Consider the following 20,239-nt stretch of genomic DNA (forward strand, 5'->3'; position numbering starts at 1 on the left):
CTATCGCCAAAGTCGAGCTCAGTTGTCAGAACAGTCGGCGGCCCTGTCAGGATGTCGTGTCCAGAATCAGCCGCAATGTCTGTGCGGGCATGTCCCAGTGCGGGAAGTGGCCGCTGTGGTCGAACCAATGCAGCCGGGCGTCAGGAAATAACTGCTGAGCCCTTGATGCCTGTACCGGCAGACACACCCGGTCCCACCGGCCCCAGCCGATCACCAGAGGGTGCGCCAACCGGCCCCGGGGGATCCCTTGCTGCACCTCGCCAAACGCCAGGTTGCGCAGCAGTTCGTCGGTGGAAGGTGAGGCGGCGAAGCTCCTCATTTCGGTCAGGGTGAGTTCCGGCGCCAAGGCCCAGGGATGCGAGGAGAACTGGGCGAACAGGGCGCTGCGGCCGACGGGAGAAGCCGTCAGGGCGGGCATGACAGGTTGAAGCGCACGGATCAGCCGGATGGACGCGGCCACCGTGCTGTAGAAAAAGCCCCGTTCCCAACCCCGCCAGAACCCGCCTGGATCAAGTGACACCACCGCTCCCAGGACGCCCCCGCGCCGCGCGAGTTCCAGCACCAACCGGGCGCCCATTGAGGTGCCCACTGCGTCGATGCCCAGGAGGTTCGCCCGCGTCAGAAAATCGGTCAGCGCGTCGGCGAGCGTGGCGATGCTCACTTCACCGGGCAGCGGGGGCGTGTGGCCGAAGCCGGGCAGATCGACGGCGATGACTTCACGCTGCGCCTCCAGCCCGGCCAGAATCGGCGCCCAGGTCTGCCAAGAACTGCCCAGCCCATGGATCAACAGCAGCGGCTTGCCCTGGCCGCGCCGGATGTGGTGGAGCGAAGAACCGGAGCGGCCCGGAGAGGCGGCGGATGTGGGTGAAGTCACCCCCTTACTTTCGGGGCGTGCCGTGTGGCTGCACGCCCGATCACGTAAAGACCACTTGAGCCTCCCGCCCTTGTTCGGCCTCTCGCTGGTAGAACTGCTCCAGCTCTCGTTCCAGCGCCGCAGAACGCTCCAGCAATTCTTTGGCCTTCTGCAGGACGTCGTCTTCGGCCATACGCCAGCCTAGCCAATCGCTGACCGTCAGGACTGTCGAGTGATCGGGTTTATACCTGAAGCTCTTCTTCACATCCTGCACTTGGGCCAGAGCCGCACTAATCGCCGTTGATAACAGCAATTTCAGAACCTGTCCACGGGAGGCGATACTGCAGAGATGGACTCAGCACCTGCCTGACGCAGCAAATTGGCCTTGGTGAGCTGACCCCTCTGCACCTCACCTGAGAAAGCAGATGGGCTTGCAATCGCGGCCAGAGATCTTGGAAGGGAACGCCACCAGGCCAGAGACCACCGAAACCATTTCGCTATCAAACAACATTTCGAATCCCCGCCACAGCCAAAGTTTTTTGCCACCCATCTCGATCCACACCTCATCCAAGAACCACCAGGGTTCCCGGTGTCGCAGTTCTTCGGTGAGGAGGGGGGCGAACTTGATGTTCCACTGGCGGAGCGTCTCGTGATTGAGAGCAATGCCGCGCGCTCGGAGGAGTTCTTGGACATCACGCTGACTGAGGGAGAAGCGGTGGTACAGCCAGAGCGCGTCCCGGATGATGCTCAGCGGAAACCGGTGGCGGTAAGTCTTACGGTCAGTCACGGACGATTAGCCTACCGCGCTTAAATTGTCAGAACCCTTTCAGGTTACAGACAGAGGAGCGTCAGCTTCTTTTGGCAGACTACACGCCTCAAACATCTCTCACTCCCGCCGATGGGCGATGACTTCATTCTTGGAGGTTCAAACATGAATAAACGTACTGCTCTGCTCATGATGGCCGCGCTCTCCCTGACGCCTGTGATCGCTCAGGTGGTTCCTGCTCCCACGACCGTGACCTTGCCTCATCAGATACCGAACCAGATTCGGGACGCCTGGGGCACGTTTCTCGCCGCAGGTGGGTCTGCCAGCCTGCTTGACGCACTGGGCGCCGTAATTGGCACCGTAAATCCTGACGGCACACTGACGCTGAGTGCTGGCAAGACCCTAAGTGACGTTAAGGCCGTTCGCCTGCAGCCGAAGACAGGCGAGGCGACCACAGTCAACGTAGCTCGTGACTTGAGTCGTCCCGGCGCCATTAAGATCGAATGGATGGGCCCGAACGGTCAGGTTCAGTCTTTGCCCTTACCTGCGGTAGTCAACCGTGCGACCCGCACTGCGGCTGTTACACCTCCGACCGCCCCACCTCATCACGAGGATAAGGGCGAGAAAAGCGAAAAGACCGACAAGTCGGACAGCAACCCGGGCAAGGGAAAAGGCAAGTCCTGAACGACTCTTTACTGAACAGCTGACCAAGATTATTGGTCAGCTGAGTACAGACCCTGCGCATGGGAAGAGGCGGATCACTCTTGTGCGTGCGATGGGTGTGAAGTAAGAAATGAGCACGTACCGCTACCCCACCTTCTTCAAGGGTGGGGCGTTCCCCTGTCGCCCCGCTCAGTGAGCGGGGCGCATCCCATGCGACCATTAAGACAAGGTAAAGAATGACCGCCAGAAACAGTGTGTTGAGTGGGCTTTATATCCCCAGGGACACGTTGTTCCTCGCAGCTTGGATCGGTTGACCTCAGCGATGAACCCTGCCTCTAATTCCTCGGCTAAGCTCAGTCAGCGGAGGATCAAGTGTTCACGAGTGCCTTAGACCGACCTGGGGCAGTTCAAGCGTACCCGGAAGCTGGGCATGGACGTGCTGTACGTTGCCTTCACGCCCGTGTTCCGCAGCACGGCCGGGTCGATCTCGACGAGCAGCTTGTCGGCTGGGGTCAGGCGGGTGGACTGGGCCGAATCGGCGTAATACTCCAGCGTAAACGTGTTCCCCGCCCCCTGTGCCAGCTTGCGGTACAGCAGCTGCTGACCATTCTCGCTGTCCAGCGTGCTGCCGTCTTGGAGCACGAGCTGGAGGGACTTGACTCCAGTATTCAGGGCGTCTGCCGTAGCCGTGCTGCCGTTCTTCCACTCCACACTGACGGCGTAACCGCGCTGCTGCCCATTGTACCGGCTGATGGGTTTCACCGAACGGACTGTCATGCGCCAGACGCCGTTGAAGAGCGTGTCGCCCAGACACCCCTCCAGCGAGGCGCGCTGATTGGCCCCGCCGGGCGACGTGGTGGGAGCCGCTCCCGTGCCCAGCGTGAGCGTGCTGCCTTTCAGGCTGCTTGGAATTCCCAGCAAGTTGATTGCCGAGAGTGGCACGTACGTCTGACCTTTCACGACGATGGCCTGTGCTGGAGCCACCTGACCATTCACGATCAATGAATAATTCTGGGCGGCGGCGACCGGAAAAAGTACGAGGGTGAGGAGGGCCGGGGCGGTCGGGAACAGGGCAAGTTTCATAGGAAGACTCCTTCAATGGGGCGGAACAGACTCACATCAATCCTGCCCCCGTGGATCAGCGTCCGGTCTGGATGTTCAGGGTGGCCTTGACGGGAACCAGTGCGCTGCCCGCGTCCGCTTCGCCTTCCAGTGCCCGCGCGACGCGCAGCACGTACCGCTGTTCGGAGAGGGCCTGTGCCAGTTCGATGCGTTCGCCCGCACCGCCTTGGAAGTTCTCGCCCTCCGCGATCAGGCTGCCCGCCTCGCTGTAGAGGGTGAGGTGCAGGCCCGCGCCCAGCAGTTCCACGCTGTTGAGGCCCAGGTCGCTGACCTTGTTGATCAGGAAGTGTTCGGTCGGCTCACGCAAGGTCAGCTCAACGGGTACGTTGGGGTGCAGGATGAGGTAAATCAGCTGCTTGACGCTTAACACTGGGTGTTGCTCGCCGGTCGAACCGAGCCACAGACTGTACTCCCCTGCCGCGCTTCCACTAACGGCCACCGTGATAAAGCCCTGCGGCACCACCAGCCGCGCCTGGTCGGCACAGTCCCCACTGGACGCGTCCAGACCGACCGGCGTGCCATCAGACGTGAAGGCCCGCAGGATCAGGGGACCGTCTGCGCCCTCAACGCGGGCGAGGCTTTTCATCGTGCCGGTGATGTTGTTGGTGTTGCCCCGGCTGTAAAAGGTATAGAAATCGACGTCCGTATTCACGTGCAGGCTAGAGCTGAGGTACCCCCCGTCGCCGATATACGACGCCTGGGCCCGGGTGTCGTTCCCGGTCTGGACGTTGGCCGCGTTGAACTCGTACTTGTCGGGCAGGATGGAGCGGCTGTTCACACTGAGTCCCAGGTCATAGGGCATGGGCTGGCCGCCTGCCAGGACGAACGAGAAGTCCCCGGCGGGCAGCCGGTACTTGACCTGACGGCCATTCACGACGCTGGCGTTCGCCAGTTCGATCGGGTCGCCGCAGCCCACCACCTTATTCAGGCCGTAGTTCGCAAAGCCGACCTTCCCCACGCCGTCGGCATGCCGGAAGTTCAGGGTGGCCTCGGTGGGGCCGGTAGTGGTGAAGCGGTAGCGGTCTACGTCGCTGCCCGCGTGGATGGTCAGGTCGTCGTGCTGCGCCGGAGTCAGGGCTGTGGCCGAGGCGGGTGCGTCGTTGGCCTCGAAGCGGTCGGGGGGCAGCCGGAAGTCGGCGGCCTTCTTCACCGCCTCGAAGGCGTTGAGGTAGCGCGTAACGCGCGGGTCAGGCGAGTCGGTCCAGGCCGTGTCCTGAAGGATGTCCCGCATCTGGCCGTAGTTCAGGGCCGGATTCATCGCTTTCATCATCGCGGCGACCCCGGCGACGTAAGGCGCTGAGGCGCTGGTGCCGTTGTGGATCACGGACTGGCCCCCGGAGCCGCCGTCGGGCATCGCCACGATGTCGGTGGGTGCCCACAGGTTGACTGGGCCGCCGTAGTTGGAGTAGGGCTTGGCGCTGTTGGTGTAGGCCTGTCCGGGACTGCCCAGCGCGCCCACACAGAACACGCCGCTGATGATGCAGGGCTCGTAACTCTCGTCCTCCACGTCGTCGCCGAGCTTATCCTTGCCGCCGTTGCCCGCCGAAGCGACCAGGAAGATGCCCGCGTCGTGCGCCCGGTCGAAGGCGTCGTAGTAGCCTGCCAGGTCCTTGCCCGCGTGGCACCACCACCCGCACGCGCCCCCGAAGCTCATGTTGATGACGTCGGCGCCCTGTCCCTTGGCCCAGTCGATGGCGTGCTTGACCGAGTAGGTGCTCAGGTCGCTGCGGAGCAGCATCGGATCGGCTACCTGTCCGCCGGTGCCTGCGGCGTGGGCGCCGTTGTTGAGGGTTCCCACCGCCACGCTGGCGCTGCCGTGGCCGTGGTAGAGACAGGGATTCCCCTCGCCGCAGTCCGCCGGATTGAGGCCCGAGGCGTTGCCCTCTCCGATGAAGTTGGCCTGAACCGGCAAAGGCGGCAAGTCGCCCTGACCATTCGCGTCCGGCAGGCTGGTGCCGTCCAGGTTCAGCCAGAAGCCTCCATCGATGATCGCCACGCGAACCCGGCGGCGAGGGGCGCTGATCCCGTGCGCGGCCACGAACTGCCAAGCCTGCACGACCTGCGGCTTGCTGACCGCGTTGCTGAATTCAGGACGGGAGAAGGCGTCGGCAGTGCCCGATACAGCGCCGCCCTCCTGAGTTTTCAGCAGCACGCCTTGCGGCTGATCGAGGAAGTTGGCGCTGACCTTCAGGCCGCCCACCGTCTCACGGGCGACCAGCGCCAGCAGCCGCGCGGCCTCCTCACTGGAAAACACGCTCTCACCTGGCGTACCCAGGGCATTAGCGTCAGCGGTAAAACTGTCCAAGCTGACCGCCGCAGGGTCGAGACGCAGCAGCACGGTGCGCTCGGCACCCTCGGTATAGCTGTCCAGCACTGCGGCGCCGGTGCGCGTTAGAAGGGCGTCGAGGTCGGCTTGGCTTCCCAGCAGCGCAATCAGTTCGTTGGCGACAAAGGCGCTCGTCAGGCCCGCTGCGTCGCGCACTGCCACCACCGGGCGGGGGCCGCCCCACCCCGTCACACTACCGGTGAAGGGCCTCACGGCGGAATCGATGCGGTAACTGAAGGGCCGCGCGTTCAGGCTGGCGGTCACCTTCGCTGTGGCGCTCCCCGCTGCATTCCGGGCGGTGAGGGTGTAGGTGGTCGTGGCCACCAGATTCACGTTCTGGCTGCCCAGGGTGGGCGGCGTGACGCTTCCCACGCCGCCGTCAATCTCCAGCGTGGTCGCCCCACTGACCTCCCAGGCCAGCGTGATGGAGCCGGGCGCGGTCAGGGCGGCGGGCGCGGCGGTAAAGCGGGTGATAGTGGGTTTCGCGCCTGGATCCGGCCCGGATGAGGGCGAGCCAGTGCACGCGGAGAGCAGGAGAGCCATCAGGGAAATTCGCGCCGTGTGGTTCATGCGGGGCACCATCCTGTGGAGGGAATGAGAGGGACTACCGTGAGACTCGCAAGTGTGAACAGGCTGGCGGCGAGCAAGGTCAGGGCGGTGCAGGGGAAGGTGTTGGAACTGTCAGCCTCCCGAATCTTTGGAGAGCGGCGGGGAAGGAACGCCGCCTCAACTGGGTGCTTCCCGAGCAGGGAGCGCGAAGGGGTGTCCGCAGGCCGCACAGAAGTGGGCATAGGGGGAGGAGATGAACCGCTGGCACACTGGGCAGCCTTCCAGCAGCCGTGTGCCGTCATTGACGCAGTACCGCTCGTCTGAACTGGCAGGCACTGCCCTGAGGCAGTGAGGGCACAGGCGGTAGCGCAGGCGCCCACCCACTGCGCTGTCTTCCGGGAAGCCGTCCATTGAACCGCCGTCCACGGGGAACCTCCTTGCAGTGGCCAGGGTGAGGAAAACTAAACACCCTCCATCTCAATCGATGCGGACGGATACAGGCACCAGCCGCCACAACTGACAATCGCCGTTCGCGTAGGTCGAACCGGGATTCAGGGCCAGGGTAGTCGTGCAGTGATCGGCATCAAGGTACTGGCCGTTCACCTTGAGCTGCAGGCGGCTCCAGCCGTTGCCCGCCGGGACCAGCCGCCACAACTGGCAGGCCCCGCCTGCATAAGTCGACCCCGGATTCAGACCGATCGGGGAAGAACAGTAATTGGCGTCCAGAAACTGCCCGCCCGACTTGAGCTGAAGGCGGAACCAGCCCCCGCCTGCGGGAATGAAGCGCCAAGCCTGACACGCGCCGCCCGCGTAGGTGGATCCCGGATTTAGCGTGACCCGGGTCGTGCAGTGCGCGGCGTCGAGGTAATGTCCGTTCGACTTGAGCTGAAGGCGGTAATACGCCGGTGACTGGGCGTTTGACTGGGCACTGGCCGCCAAAAAGGCGAGGGCGGCGAGGAGAACGGTGCGGCGTGGGGCGATGATACGAAGCATGATTGCTCCTGATTTCCCTGAGGGGGGAAGAGCCACGAACGCAGGGACGCCCGCAGGATGAGGAGAAGGGAGCGACGTGCTGACGCATGCCTGGGCCTTCCTCACTGAGGGGGCGGCACCTCCTTTCCCGTTCAGGGTGAGGGAAGTACCGTGAGACGCGCGTCAGAAAATCAGAGGATTGTGCCGGAAGGTGCCGCAAGGAAATCGGCCCAGTGCTCGGGCAAGCGCTCCCCCACATCCAGCAAGCGCTCGCGGGCTTGCCTATAGAGCCGGTTCAGGCTGCGGTGATCTTGGCCTGCACGCAGCGCCTTCAGCGTGAGATGCAGGGCCGTTTGGTCGTAAGGGTCCATGTCCAGCAGCAGGCGGCCCAGCCGGGTCGTCTCGTCCGGCCGGCCGGCGAGCAGCGCCTCCGCCCGCTCATACAGGGCGCGCGATAGGGCGTACCGCACGCCGTCATCGCGTGGCTGGGTGTCCACGCCGTCCAGCCACGGGCCGCGCCACAGCCGCACGTCGCCGCCCATCAGGAAGTCTTCGGCGTCGCTCGCTACGTCGCCCAACGCATAGCCGCGGGGGCCGGTCAGGATCAACCCGGCGCCGTAGGCCTCCCGCAGGTGAAACACCAGATCCCGCAGGGCTGCATCCGCCCGGGCCTCGTCGTGGCCGGGAGACAGCAGGTCGAGCAGGTCGAGTCGGGGCACCTCCGGGCGGCCCGCGAGCCGGGCCTCTAGCAGGTAGGTCAGCAGCTCACGGCGCTTGCCGCCCCGTACCGCTTGCATACGACCCGGGACGCCGCAACGCAGCGCTCCCAGCACCTCCAGCCGGAGACCCGGCTCGCCCGGATGGTGCTGGCTGGAGGTGCTGGGTGCTTCTGTTTGTTTCAGGGTCAGTTCGGGGAACAGCCGCTGGGCCAGGTCGACGCTCGCTCCGAGCCCCCACTGCTCGAACCACGCCAGCCGTGCACGGGCCCCGGGGAGGTCGCCGCGCAACTGGTCAAGTTCCAGGCCAGCGCGGTGCGCAGCAAGCAGGTCCCCCATCTCCCACGCCAGGGTATGAGCAAGGTCGAACGCCTCCAGCGCCTCCTGCGGGCGGTGCAGGGCGAGCAAAGCACTGCCGCGTGCAGCCTGGGCCGCCTGACGCATCTGAGGCATGTCCAGTTGCTCCGCCAGCGTGGCACCCTGATCGGCCAACGCCAGTGCGGACACAGGCTGACCGGCCCAGCGCTCAGCCAGGGCGGCGATCGGCAGGCTCTCGGCTAGGGAGCGCGGATCGTCAAACCCGCGGGCGTGGTTTAGGGCAGCCCGGGCGTAGCGGGCCGCCAGCACCGATCCATGGGGCGGCTGCCAGGCCAAGTACAGTGCGCTCAGAGCGCACTCGCAGTCCACCAGATAGCCGGTCACGTCTAGGCCCTCCAGAAAGGAGCGGGCCTCGTGCAGCAGCGTCTCGGCCTGCTGATAGTCGCCCGCCTCTCTGAGCACACTGCCTAACGCCACCTGAGCAATGGCGGAGGCGGTCGGGTCACCAAGTTCTTGGCAGACCGCCAGCGCCTCTTTCAGACAGCTGGTTTGCTCCGGGTAACGGCCCAGCGTCCCCAGGGCCATCGCACGGTTAAACAGCGCCGCGTCAATCAGGCGCAGATTGCCGGTGGGCCGCACGAGATCCAGTATCTCGCGTTCCAGCCGCTCCATCGCCACGAAGTCCGCCCGAACTTGGGCCACCACCGACTGTACCTTGAGGGCCATTACCCGCGCTCCGGGGTCGTTGGGGCGCGCCAGCAGGTCTTGGGCGGCGTCCTCAGCCTCCGCCGCCCGCCCGCAGTAGGCCAGCGACCGGCCCACCTGACACACTGTACCTGGGTCGGCGTACGCCAGGACACCGGGATGTTCGTCCAGCAGTTCAGTCAGTCGCGTGTTGTCCTGAGCGCGCAGCCTCAGCACGCGGGCCACAAAGGAGAGTCCCTCGCGCTCGGCGGAAGGGAGTTGCTCCAGCCGCTGCTCGGCGAGGCTGCCCTGCCCCTGAGCGGCGAGCAGCTCGGACAGCAGCCAGATTGCCTCGCTGCGTGACCCAGCCGCCTGGCCCGCCCGCTCGGCCAGCCGCGTCGCCTCCGGCACATCCACTTCTTTTAGTCCGTGCGCCGCCTCCAGTGCCCGCCGAGCGGCCACCGCACCGTCCACATAGCGCAGGCTGCGGGCCCGCAGCCTGGCTGCCCCCACCCGGTCGCCTACCGCGTCCCGCCCGGCCGCCGCCCTCAGCAACCAGTCCTGCGCGGCAGCTGGATCCAGTTCCGCTGCCTCCACGAAGGCGCTGGCCGCAGGCAGATCGTCCTGCAAGGCGGTGAGTGCTCGGCGGGCCAGTTGGCGGCGGCGCTCTGGGGGCAGCGTCCGGAGCACCGTCTCGCGGTAGAGCGGGTGGATAAACTCCCCAGCTGAGAAGATGGTCTGCCGCTCCAGCTCCCGTTCGGCCTCCGCCAGCTCCCCGGGCGTCAGGACGGTCAGCGCGGCGAGCAGCGTGCTGTCCGCGCCGACAGGCAATACTGCCTTGCCCTCCAGGATCTCGGCGAGTCGGGGCTCGGCGCTCACGTCCAGCAGCGCACGCTCAATCAGGGCCTCGACCATCACTGGCATCAGATTCCCGGGCGGGCTCCGCCACCGCCAGGACTGCCCGTCATTCCACAAGTGCCCCTGACGGGTCAGCAGACGAAAGTATTCAAGGGTGAAGAGTGGGTTGCCTGCTGCCCGCCCAAAGATCCAGACGAGGGCCTCCCCAGGCAGCGCCGCCCCAGCCTCAGCTTGAAGAAGCCCAGCCGCAGCGCGGGCATCCAGCGGCCCCTGGAGATACGCTTCAAACCCATCGGGCGGCGGGGTACGGCTGGTGACCAGCAGGCCCGCCCCTTTCGTCCGGGTCGTCCGCCGCGCCAGCGCCCTAATCAGGCTCAGCTGCTCTGGGTCTGCCTCATGCAAGTCTTCCAAGTGCAGGACAAACGGCGCCAGTCCCGCCAGCGCCGCGGCGAGGGCGTCCACGCTGCTGGCGTGTTCCATAGGTTCGCCCTGCCCGAGCCGTTCGAGTACCCGCTCAGCCCAGGACGGCAAGCGGGCGGGTCGTGGGAGGGCTCGGGCGAGTTCGGGCAGCGGCACGCGACTGTGCAGGCTCAGGTTGCGGCAAGACGTCCCGCGCAACAGCGCCTGGGCCGTGTACGTCTTCCCAATGCCCGGCCCACCCCACAGGCCCACGGTCAATCCACCGCGCCTCGCCGTCAGAGCACGCAAACGCCGGGCCAGCTCGGGAAGATCCTGGGTCATCCGCTAGCGACACCTCCGGGGTTGTGCTGAGTGAGGACTGAGGTCACAGACAGGAGCACAGTTGGCCTAGCATAAGTCTTGCAGCGCAAAGAGGTTCTGGGAGGGAGGTGAAGTCGGCGGATCCTGCAGCAGTCAGCTCCCAGTGCTCCCCCAAGGGGTAAAGGAACACCACCCCAGTGAGGGTTTCGGACAAGTCCTCACGCTCGGGAACGAGGGGTGCAGACTCGTGGAGTACGGTCCGTACGCCCAGCCATCACTGCGGTCTACGTGTTAGGAGACGGGGGCGGAAAAGTCACGCCGTACCGGGCGCAAATCTTAACCACCTGCTCCATGTCGGGGGGGCTGCCGGCAGGTCGCTCAACTCCTGCTCCATGGCCTCTGCACCGCCTGGGAAGACGGACAGCAGGGTTTTGGCGGGCGCGTTTCCCACCACCCGCCAGGTGTGCGGGATCATCTGGGGCAGGAAGACAGGGGTGCCTGCGAGGGCGGCCACCGATTGAGCCCCGACCTGAAATTCCATCTCTGCCCTTCAAGGACGTGGAAGACTTCGTGTCCACGCTCATGCACGTGTATGGGGATGCCGACTCCTGGTTTGTTGAGTTGCTCGACCAAGGTCAGGCGGCCATCCGTATCTGCAGCAGTCAATCTCACGGTCATAGGGTTACCGAGTACATTGAGGGGTCGTCCAACATCAAGGGTCAGGATTTTAGGTTCCATATGATCTCCTTGTCGGTCAGGGTCGTAGTGCCATTAATCACCTTGGGTGGAGGCGTGTCAAGTCGGGCCGCCGCCTTCATTTCTTTGCGTCTTGAAAAGTTGTGCCAGCACGGTGAAAACAAAAGAGGAGGCCTGTCCTCCGGGACGCGGAACATGCCAGCCGGGGGTTGTGTTGCCTGAACTTGGCCCGCAGCAAACTAAGCACGAGTGACCTTTGCGAATCTCTTGGCGTCTGGTTTCTCAGCCCCTGGCGTGGTTGGCGGGTAAGGTGTCCGGTACTAAACATCCGGCCAGTTGAGCTCCCCACTTTCGCAGAAGGTCTTATGTGCGTCATGCTGAAGGAAAAATGACCAGGACAGTCGCTCAGAAGATGGGGGTGAAAGCAGGTGCGGCAGCGTTCTTTGTCAATGCTCCTGTCGCAACGCTCAAGTCGATGCAGCTCCCTCCATTGGCCAGAAGCGAACACCTCGGAGATGGGGTATTCGACTACCTGCATTTCTTTACGACAGCGGCCGAGAAACTTGACGAACGCTTACCCAACCTCAAGCCACACCTGGCACCTGCAGGAACACTGTGGGTGTCCTGGCCAACAGGGAGAGGGCTGAGAAGCTCCCTTACGCTACCGGCTGTAAGCCAACACCCGCAGGTGAACGAGTGGATTGAGCGCTGTTCTTGGCAGTGTGGGTTATAACAGACTTCTCCTAGAATCAAAGGGACGCAGAGGGCGGCAGGTCACCACACTTTCAGATCGGCTGGGCGAACGCTTGAGCAATGTAAGTAGCTAATGTTGACCAAGTCCGGTAGAGGGTCGACTTGAAGGGAAAATGGGGTTCAAGACGGGCGTGGACTGTAGAGACGCAGCAGTGCGGCCAGGGATTTGGTTAACCCGTGCCACTGTCCGGCACGCACTTTTCTTCACGTCAGAACAGGTGAGGATCAAAGCGTGGCAGCCAAGATCACCGCCTCCTTGCCGTTGATGACCGTGGGAGACCCCTCACCTGTTCTAAGGATTGAAAGCGCGTTGCCTAGAGCCAAAGCGTCCAGCTCACTGAGCGGAACCAGCTGATCTGAAAAGTTCACCAACAGCACTCGCCGCTCTCCGGCATGGCGGCGCTCGACCCACAGCAGGTCACCATAACTGCCTGCCCGCAGGGTTTGCCGAGCACTTTGATTCAGCACCGGATCGTCTCGCCGCAAACGCAACAAATCTTGATACAGCCTTAGCGTTTGAACGTGCGGCGCCTGACTCAGTTCCCTCCAGTTCAGTTTGCTGTTCTGAAACGTGCTGCTCGCCTGTGGATCAGGCACGGCCGCCACCCCTTCGCCCTGACCGAAAGCCTCAAAGTCTGCAAACTCGGCCTTTCGACCCTCGGAGACCTGTCGACCCAATTCCCCCTGATGGTCGGAAAAGAACTGAAAGGGGGTCTGGGCCATCCATTCTTGACCTTGAAAGAGGAGAGGCGTCATGGGGAGAAACAGCAGGAGAACACTGGCCGCCCAAAAGCCTGCCTGTCCGACGCCGTCTTGCAGGCGCTCACCCCAGGCCCGGTTCCCGATTTGATCGTGATTTTGAATGCAGTACACAAAGTTAAACCCCTCCAAGGCATCGGCGCGTCGGCCGCGTGGATGGTGTTGTCCCGGCAACCAGTACTGGCCTTCATAGAGCCATCCCCGGTCAATACACCGTGCCAGTTCCGTTACGCTCGGCTGATACCCCGCGTAATAGCCGTCGCGCTGACCCGTCAGCAGCACGCGCACCTGATGATGGAAGTCGTCGGCCCACACGCCGTCCATTCCGTCATGCGTGACCAGATCAGGCAAGTTGCGGTCATCTTCACAAAACAGGAACAAGCGGTTGCCGATGGTGGAGCCATAGTCATGGACAACCCTGGCAAGTTCACGGAGCAGATGCTCTGCACTCGGATCGACGATGGCATGGGTGGCGTCCAGCCGGAACCCGTCGAAACGGTAGGTGTGCAACCAGTGCAGCGCAGAATCCAGCGTCAAACGCCGCATGAACGGCTGGGTGTAATCGGGTGCCGTGCCCCAGGGTGTGGGATGCGCCGAGGTGAAATATTCTGGACTGTAGGCACTTAAATAGTTGCCGTCGGGGCCGAAATGGTTGTACACCATATCCAGCAAGACCGTCAGGCCGTATCCATGCGCCTGATCGATAAAGGCCTGCAACTCTTCGGGCGTGCCGTAAGGGGCAAACGGAGCGAAATGAGCGACCCCGTCATAGCCCCACCCCCACCGGCCAGGAAAGCTGGAGAGAGGAAGCAGTTCCAGACAGGTGATCCCGAGATCACGGAGATGGGGCAGGCGTTCTGCGGCCGCACGGTAGGTGCCTTCCGGCGTAAAGGTACCAATATGCAGTTCGTAGATCACCAGTTCATCTGGACGGTGCTGCGGACGCGCATGTTGGAAGAGGTAGTTGCTTTCCACCACCGTACTTGGGCCATGAACGCCGTCCGGGAGCCAGCGGGCATACGGGTCTGGATAGAGCTGCCCATCCAACTCGAACTTGTACCGCGTCCCCGGCCCTAAATCAGGGAACGTGGCCTCAAACATCCCCTGTCCATGGGGAGCTAACATTCGACGTTCTTGCTCCTCAATGGGCTGATACAACACGACAGCAGCGTGCTGGGCGTGTGAGCTCCAGAGCCGGAACGTCAAACCTTGGTCAGAAAGAAACGCCCCTAACGGTGAGGCTGACAGCGAAACAGCACGTTCAGATACGTAAGGAATTGACATTCTTCAAGCTAGGACTTCACTCAAAGGCTTGCATTTGATCTTCCCCAAAGCGGCTCACCCGACTTGAAGCCCTTTGTTGATGTGGCTTAAGACGGCTTTATTCAAAAAACCATGCGAGGGATCCTGGCAAGTCGCCGCAGGGGTGAAGGTAGATTGACCAACCAGAAGTGGCCTAAACTGACGTCACGGCGGGCTGAGTGCAGGGGTGGCCTGCGATTCAGGCCACCCCTGCCGCGACGGTTGACCACGTCTGGAACGCTTGTATCTGATTGCTTCGTCTGTAAGCTGCGGAGACGCTCGTTCGGGTGTGATGGTGGAAATTTTCAATTCGGGCGTGTAGGCTCAGAAATTCCTGCGCTCGTTTCCGCCGCCTGAATCCAAGTTGCTGCCGTTCCTGACATCGTGGAGAACGGTGAGATTGCTCAATTATGTTGTTACAACGTGCCGTAGAGATGACCTGCTGGTGGTCGACGTTGACCAGACTGGGGAGTTCCCGGATTGCGGCCCCGTAACTCCCCAGTTGATCGGTATGAATGACTTCCGGAACCTCATATTCACCCAGGAGCCTGGTCAGGAAGGTCTTCGCCGCTTCCGTGTCACGGTGGCGCTGGAGCAGGATACCCTGCACGAAGCCGTGCTCGTCCACGGCTCTCCAGAGCCAGGGTTTGACACCATTGACGCTCGTACACACCTCAATCAGATGCCACCGTGAACCCCGACGGGGTTCACGGTGGCGCAGATCTTCAGCGAAGAGAGGTCCGAATGGGATGCACCACTCGTGCAGCATCTGAGAACTGACCTCAATGCCGCGCTGGAGAAGCAATTCTTGCACGTCTCGATACCTTAACGGGAAGCGGTGGTACAGCTTTCTGGGCGTGCTGAATGATCGTCACCCTGAAACGGTGGCGGTCGGGCTTGGCGTCGGTCACGGCGGGTCAGCCTACCCCAACCCGATTAAGGCAACGCAACCGTCTGGCGCCATTAAGGGAAACAAGGTTACTTTTCATAAGGGGTGGCGACAGAAGGATTTCTGCACCTTTGATTTAAGCCAGTTCCCCTGGAGGGTGCATCCAGCAACAGCTGAATGCTGCAGGCCTTGTGTGACGTGCCTGCAAGAGGCGGTCGTTAAGCTGTGATCATGCGGACAATGATGGCGAGTCCCGTGCCGCCTCACAGACGCACGCTGCTCCGCCACACACGATCGAATGGTTCAAGTCGAGCTCCTCTCAAGCGAGGGGTTCCAGGTCACCCCTCCAGCCGCCCAAGGCGCGAACCACCGCGACCTGTTGTTCACTCCTCTGGCCTCCGTGGGTCTGGTTCATCCTTGATCTCCAGAGCGTCAGCTCCCTCCTTCTTAACCATCATTCGAGGCTACCAATGAAAACGCCCACTCTGTTCCTGGTCACGGGCATGTTGACGCTCACCGCCTGCGGCTCCACGCCCTCTGTTGCGGCGCCCCCTGTTGGGCTTGTGCCGGTGGTGACCTCGCCCAGTCAAGGGGAACCCAGGCTCGGAATGGTGGAGATCGAATTCAATGGCGGTGGTGACCAACCCCTCAATGCCAAGGCGGTGCAGCGCTTAGCGGCTCAGACCCTCACGGACCGTACCTGTGTCGTCGTTGGGTCGGCCCTCTCGAGGAGCAGTGCTGACCTCGCTGGCAAGCGGTACCTGCAGGCGACGTTCCCCGTGACCAATACTTGCAGCACGGATCTCCAGAACCTGACGTTCGTGGCGGTTCGGCGCTTCGGAGGCACCGCGACGCTGGACGGTTCGGCCATCACGTCCATGAAAACCTTCGGAGGCACCGACGCGGCGGTTGGTCTGGCCAGCCAGATTCTCCCCACACAGCCGGTGTATCTCTCTATCGACACCTTGAGTGTGGATCAAAAGGCTGCCAACCTTCAGGTCTTCGACGACACCGCGGGCGGTGAACTCGACGCGTTGCAGGCGCAGGTGGATGCCAGCGGCACGAGCTATGACCTGTTGCCGTATGGCTTTGTGGCTACCAGTGGTGGCGGCCGGGTCATTCCTGCTGGTGGGACGGGGAAGGTGACGTTTGCCGTTTCGTTGCCGCTTCAGGCGGACGCAGCGCAGGACGTGTTCAGGTTTGGCTTGCTGGTGAGTCTGGCGACGAACACCATCACGTCCGTCACGCAGGGCCTCGAAGAGCAGGACGCGGCGGGCAAAGCAGCCGTCGAGGCGCGGGCTGCGGCCTTGCCTGGCGCAGAAATTCACACGCTGCTGGGACCAGCGATCACGCCCGCGACCAGCGCGACCAACGGCGTCCCCGTATGCCAGGTGAGAACGGCTGGATCGCGGAGTGCTCCGACCACCACGCTCGTGAACGCCCAAGTGAGCTTCAGCGGAAGCGCTCCGAAACTGCCGTCCATCCTGGGTGGCGCGCATCTCCAGCCGCGCGCGGCCTTCATCTTCAACGGCATGGTCTTCCCAAGGCCGGCCACATGGACCTCACGCACGCCAGAAACCTTGGGTGTGACCAACAATCTGGTGCATCCCGTCACCTCCTTCCCCTTGCAACGGCAGACCGGAACGGTTCAGGGCAGCATCCGTGTCTATTGTCAAACGGACACGCTCCCGCCGCTCACGATCCCGCTGCGCACCTCACCCTTTATGTCCCTGGACGCAGGCAGGTCTTACAGCGTGGCGCTGCAAGCAGACGGAACGGTTACCGCCTGGGGGAAGAACGATGCTGGCCAGACGAGTGTACCGGCAGGGCTGAGCGGTGTGGTCGCTGTCTCGGCGGGTGGCGATCACACGCTGGCGCTGCAAGCAGACGGGACGGTCATCGCCTGGGGGAAGAACGAATGGGGCCAGACGGATGTGCCAGCGGGGCTGAGCGGTGTGGTTGCTGTCGCCGCGGGCAGATATCACAGTGTGGCCCTGAAAGCAGATGGGACAGTCGTCGCCTGGGGGTTTCCCTTAGATGGGCAGACGGATGTACCGGCGGGGCTGAGCGATGTGGTTGCTGTCGCAGCAGGTTACCGGCACAGTATGGCGCTGAAAGCAGACGGCACGGTCATCTCCTGGGGGGAGTACTACAGTTTTGTGCCAGCAGGGCTGAAGGGTGTGGTCGCCATCGCCGCAGGGGATGATCACAGTATGGCGCTGAAAGCGGACGGCACGGTCGTCGCCTGGGGGAGTAACGCCAATGGCCAGACGAGTGTGCCCACGAGGCTGCGTGGTGTGGCCGCCATCGCCGCAGACAGCGATCACAGTATGGTGCTGATCTCAGATGAAACGATCGCAGATGGATCGGTCGACGGCTGGGGCCGCGGCAGTGCCGCGGCTGATTTGTTCTTTCTGCGGCGCGGTGTTGCCATCTCGTCAGGGACAGACCACGATCTGGTGCTGCAAGCCGACGGAACAGTCGGCGCCTCGGGGCGTAACATCTATGGCCAGACGACAGTGCCCGCGGGGTTGAAGGTGCTGCTGCCCTGAACGCCGCCCAGCACACCTACGCGCAAGCCGCAATTCAATATGCCAAGGCAGGCGCATGATTGCCCTCGCGATTCACCCAGACGGGCGCAAAGAGCCGCTAGAACTGCCGGAAGGCGATGCCCGTCTGGACGCCTTGCAGGGCGCGGTCGGTGGCTGGATCGCGTACTTTCCGGAAGGGTTTCACGAGCCGTATCGATTCGAGGTTGTGCACCTGGACGACTGGTGCGGCCAGCCCGTCAACCATGAAGCGGGGCGCATGATTGGCTTGCCATCAACTTCTGCGCCGTTGCAGGGGTCAGTGGTGATCGTGCCGCTTCCAGACGGCCAGAACAACCGCGCCAAGCGCGAGCACCAGCGCCGCTATTTCGGGATGCTGGACGCCGTAGATACCGGCTTTTGCACGGCGGTAGAGGCAGGCATCGGGGTATTGACCCGGGTAGACGCGGCCTAGCACCACACAGTGCCACAGGGGGGGGGCAGGACTGAGATGCCCATATTTGGCCCGTCACGCAGACCTAGACGAGCGCGATAGACACAGATGTGGGAAGGGTAGCCACACGCTCAACCTGACTCAGGCCGGTGGCTTTGAGATTGAAGCCTCTGCTTCTGAGCGCTGAGGGTCACCGATCGACCGTGACATCTCCTCTGACATGACCCGAGTGGATGGGTGGTTATCATCACTTCTCGCAATGAAGAAGCTCCCCGTCTCATTTGATGGGGAGCCATGATTAGAGAAGACTTTAGCCGTTGCAACTGCCTTCGGGAAGAGCCATGGGGCTCACGGTGATATTGCCGGCTGCATCCACTGTGACGTCAAAGTTCAGCTCGAGGCCGAAGTTGTCGGTTGACCCTTGGCTGATCAACCGGGCATTCACCGATCCAGTGGCCGAAGCGGGCAGTACCGTCGAGGAGAAGTCTAGGTTGGCTTTGCCGTTCAGCTGCGCGCGGTACAGTCGCCCCGCCTCAGGCGTTCCACCAAAGTTCTGCACATTCACGTGCACCTTGGCAGCTGTGCCTGAGGTGTCTGTCTTGACCTGCCCGACGATATGGACAGTTCCGCTGAGGGTCACGGCGTCTGAGGGCGCACAAGGGTTGGGAACAGTCAGCGTCACCGGCACCTGAAGATTGACGTGGGTCGGGGCCGCCGAGGCAAGGTTGAAGGTACCGAGAGCAATGAGTGCAAGGCGCTTGTTCATGAACTTCCTCCCTCTAACAGGGAATGGAGCGTGCGTACACGTAAATTGTGATTGGAATTTCGAAAAGAAGCCTACCCTTCCCCTTGATTGGTCAGATGACACAAGAGGCAATCTGTACCTCTCTATCCCCTCCATCTGGACATCAGCTCCGCCATTTGCCTGAACGAGGCCCGTAATGCCCTCTTCTTGGCAGCAAGACGTGGAGTGCCCCCCAAAAACTGGACGGCGTGAAGTAGAGACGAAAGCTCGCCATCCCAGCCCTGATTTGTCAGGCTGGAAGGCGAGGAGATGTTATGAAACAGAAGCAATTCACGGAAGACCAGATCCGGGAAGTTGCTGCAGGACGCCAAGAAAGGTCAACAGCCCATAGAAGAGTTGTGCCGGGACTTCGGATGCAGCCCAGCGTCGTACTACACGTGGAAAAAGAAGTACGGCGATACCACACCGGATGAAGCTAAGCGGCTGCGCCACTTGGAGAAGGAAAATGCGCGGTTATTGCGGATCGTCGGCCAGCAGCGCCTCGAAATCGAGGCGGTCAAGGAGGTCTTGGCAAAAAAGCGATAACGACCACTGAGAAGCGTGCTTTGGTGCGAGAACTGGTCACGCAGCGGGTCAAGCCCGAACGGGCTTGCTTCTTGGTAGGTCTGCCTAAATCATCGTGGCACTATCGGCCCAAACCGCGCCAGGACCATGAAGTTCGTCGTCGGATTCGCGAACTGGCGGGGCAACATCCGCGACGTGGTTCTCGATTCATCCACGCGCTGCTCGTCAAAGAAGGCAACAAGGTCAACAGGAAGAAAGTGAGACGAATCTGGCGGGAGGAGCAGCTGACGATCAAGAAGAACCCCAGCCGGAAAATGCGCACTGGCAACACCATCCCTATGAAAGCGGAGTGCCCCAATCACGTCTGGACCTACGACTTCATTTTCGACCAAACCCTTGGAGGCACCACCCTCAAAATCTTGACACTTACGGACGAGTTCACCCGGCAATCTCTGGCCATCCGCGTCGCAGAGGCTTTCACGTCCATAGACGTGAAAGCCGTCCTGGACGAAGTCATCAAAGAAAGAGGTGCCCCCAACTTTCTGCGCAGCGACAATGGATCGGAGTTCATTGCTCGTGATTTGGGCATTTGGTTGGCCGTGCAAGACATCAGTACCCGGTTCATAGAACCGGGGAAACCCTGGCAGAACGGTTTTGCCGAGAGCTTCCATTCCCGCTTGCGAGAAGAATGTTTAAGCCAAGAAGTGTTCTATTCGGCCCAACATGCAGGCGTCCTCATTGAAGGCTGGCGAGCGTTTTATAACGCCCATAGGCCACATTCTTCACTGTCCTACCAAACGCCAGACGAGTTCGCCGCCACCTGGCTGGCTCAATCGGCTTCACATCCTGTACCCTGTATCTGAGCCGAGTCTCTACTCGCAGTCGTCCAAACATTGGGGCCAGCCCAGACGCCCGCGCCGAAGCGGGCAGAGGGGCGGATTATCGTCTCTTCTGCTCGTTCCTCGCGGCCCGGTAGAGCAGCGTCACGGACAGCAGCACGAC

Annotated in this window: 15 protein-coding genes and 2 pseudogenes; 5 read left to right on the plus strand and 12 right to left on the minus strand. The window is 62.4% G+C overall.

From position 1 onward, the window contains the following. Positions 1-46: 46 nt before the first annotated feature. The 3 genes and pseudogenes from M1R55_RS22050 to M1R55_RS22060 form a co-directional block, all read right to left on the minus strand. Entirely contained in the window at positions 47-874 is an 828-nt protein-coding gene (locus M1R55_RS22050; RefSeq protein ID WP_249395558.1) for an alpha/beta fold hydrolase, read from the minus strand. Positions 875-914: 40 nt separating this feature from the next. Further along, on the minus strand, positions 915-1,166 hold the full coding sequence (locus tag M1R55_RS22055; protein ID WP_249395559.1) for a hypothetical protein: 252 nt from the start codon (positions 1,164-1,166) through the stop codon (positions 915-917). A 198-nt stretch (positions 1,167-1,364) separates the two neighbouring features. After that, a pseudogene (locus tag M1R55_RS22060) lies at positions 1,365-1,640 on the minus strand (IS6 family transposase); the annotation flags it as partial. A gap of 144 nt (positions 1,641-1,784) precedes the next feature. Between M1R55_RS22060 and M1R55_RS22065 the strand changes: the two are divergent. Beyond that, entirely contained in the window at positions 1,785-2,303 is a 519-nt protein-coding gene (locus tag M1R55_RS22065) for a hypothetical protein (protein WP_249395560.1), read from the plus strand. Between the two features lie 366 nt (positions 2,304-2,669). Here the strand turns inward: M1R55_RS22065 and M1R55_RS22070 are convergent, their stop codons facing one another. From M1R55_RS22070 to M1R55_RS22105, 8 genes and pseudogenes are all read right to left on the minus strand, one after another. Further along, positions 2,670-3,365: a hypothetical protein gene (locus M1R55_RS22070; protein WP_249395561.1), complete on the minus strand. Its 696-nt coding sequence runs from the start codon at positions 3,363-3,365 to the stop codon at positions 2,670-2,672. A gap of 55 nt (positions 3,366-3,420) precedes the next feature. After that, positions 3,421-6,312: a S8/S53 family peptidase gene (locus M1R55_RS22075; RefSeq protein ID WP_249395562.1), complete on the minus strand. Its 2,892-nt coding sequence runs from the start codon at positions 6,310-6,312 to the stop codon at positions 3,421-3,423. Between the two features lie 144 nt (positions 6,313-6,456). After that, positions 6,457-6,705 (minus strand): zinc ribbon domain-containing protein, encoded by a 249-nt coding sequence (locus tag M1R55_RS22080; RefSeq protein ID WP_249395563.1) that lies wholly within the window; start codon positions 6,703-6,705, stop codon positions 6,457-6,459. 51 nt (positions 6,706-6,756) lie between these two features. Beyond that, entirely contained in the window at positions 6,757-7,272 is a 516-nt protein-coding gene (locus M1R55_RS22085) for an RICIN domain-containing protein (protein WP_249395564.1), read from the minus strand. Between the two features lie 170 nt (positions 7,273-7,442). Continuing rightward, complete coding sequence (locus M1R55_RS22090) at positions 7,443-10,568, minus strand: AAA family ATPase (protein ID WP_249395565.1); 3,126 nt, start codon at positions 10,566-10,568, stop codon at positions 7,443-7,445. 292 nt (positions 10,569-10,860) lie between these two features. Beyond that, entirely contained in the window at positions 10,861-11,088 is a 228-nt protein-coding gene (locus tag M1R55_RS22095) for a hypothetical protein (protein WP_249395566.1), read from the minus strand. A gap of 1,133 nt (positions 11,089-12,221) precedes the next feature. Continuing rightward, positions 12,222-14,039, minus strand: a complete 1,818-nt coding sequence (gene treZ / locus M1R55_RS22100; RefSeq protein WP_249395567.1) for a malto-oligosyltrehalose trehalohydrolase — start codon at positions 14,037-14,039, stop codon at positions 12,222-12,224. A gap of 217 nt (positions 14,040-14,256) precedes the next feature. Continuing rightward, positions 14,257-14,968, minus strand: a pseudogene (locus M1R55_RS22105) (IS6 family transposase). A 448-nt stretch (positions 14,969-15,416) separates the two neighbouring features. Between M1R55_RS22105 and M1R55_RS22110 the strand changes: the two are divergent. Together M1R55_RS22110 and M1R55_RS22115 are read left to right on the plus strand one after the other, a co-directional pair. Next, on the plus strand, positions 15,417-17,498 hold the full coding sequence (locus M1R55_RS22110) for a hypothetical protein (protein ID WP_249395568.1): 2,082 nt from the start codon (positions 15,417-15,419) through the stop codon (positions 17,496-17,498). Between the two features lie 55 nt (positions 17,499-17,553). Next, positions 17,554-17,949, plus strand: a complete 396-nt coding sequence (locus M1R55_RS22115) for a DUF3846 domain-containing protein (RefSeq protein WP_249395569.1) — start codon at positions 17,554-17,556, stop codon at positions 17,947-17,949. Positions 17,950-18,238: 289 nt separating this feature from the next. On the opposite strand, the gene M1R55_RS22120 is transcribed toward M1R55_RS22115, so the two are convergent. Beyond that, the gene (locus M1R55_RS22120) at positions 18,239-18,694 is read right to left on the minus strand and encodes a hypothetical protein (RefSeq protein ID WP_249395570.1); all 456 of its coding nucleotides are present in this window, start codon (positions 18,692-18,694) and stop codon (positions 18,239-18,241) included. Positions 18,695-19,027: 333 nt separating this feature from the next. Between M1R55_RS22120 and M1R55_RS22125 the strand changes: the two genes are divergently transcribed. Beyond that, complete coding sequence (locus M1R55_RS22125) at positions 19,028-19,258, plus strand: transposase (RefSeq protein WP_249391310.1); 231 nt, start codon at positions 19,028-19,030, stop codon at positions 19,256-19,258. Between the two features lie 23 nt (positions 19,259-19,281). Next, positions 19,282-20,100 (plus strand): IS3 family transposase, encoded by an 819-nt coding sequence (locus tag M1R55_RS22130; protein WP_249394170.1) that lies wholly within the window; start codon positions 19,282-19,284, stop codon positions 20,098-20,100. Positions 20,101-20,239 lie beyond the last annotated feature (139 nt).

The sequence above is a fragment of the Deinococcus sp. QL22 genome (assembly GCF_023370075.1).
Classification (GTDB): Bacteria; Deinococcota; Deinococci; order Deinococcales; family Deinococcaceae; genus Deinococcus.

Bases quoted from the DNA above. Each gene is read 5' to 3' on its own strand.
- M1R55_RS22065 (WP_249395560.1), top strand. From the start codon at position 1,785: ATGAATAAACGTACTGCTCTGCTCATGATGGCCGCGCTCTCCCTGACG.
- M1R55_RS22070 (WP_249395561.1), bottom strand. From the start codon at position 3,365: ATGAAACTTGCCCTGTTCCCGACCGCCCCGGCCCTCCTCACCCTCGTA.
- M1R55_RS22075 (WP_249395562.1), bottom strand. From the start codon at position 6,312: ATGGTGCCCCGCATGAACCACACGGCGCGAATTTCCCTGATGGCTCTC.
- M1R55_RS22085 (WP_249395564.1), bottom strand. From the start codon at position 7,272: ATGCTTCGTATCATCGCCCCACGCCGCACCGTTCTCCTCGCCGCCCTC.
- M1R55_RS22090 (WP_249395565.1), bottom strand. From the start codon at position 10,568: ATGACCCAGGATCTTCCCGAGCTGGCCCGGCGTTTGCGTGCTCTGACG.
- M1R55_RS22095 (WP_249395566.1), bottom strand. From the start codon at position 11,088: ATGGAATTTCAGGTCGGGGCTCAATCGGTGGCCGCCCTCGCAGGCACC.
- treZ (WP_249395567.1), bottom strand. From the start codon at position 14,039: ATGTCAATTCCTTACGTATCTGAACGTGCTGTTTCGCTGTCAGCCTCA.
- M1R55_RS22110 (WP_249395568.1), top strand. From the start codon at position 15,417: ATGAAAACGCCCACTCTGTTCCTGGTCACGGGCATGTTGACGCTCACC.
- M1R55_RS22115 (WP_249395569.1), top strand. From the start codon at position 17,554: ATGATTGCCCTCGCGATTCACCCAGACGGGCGCAAAGAGCCGCTAGAA.
- M1R55_RS22120 (WP_249395570.1), bottom strand. From the start codon at position 18,694: ATGAACAAGCGCCTTGCACTCATTGCTCTCGGTACCTTCAACCTTGCC.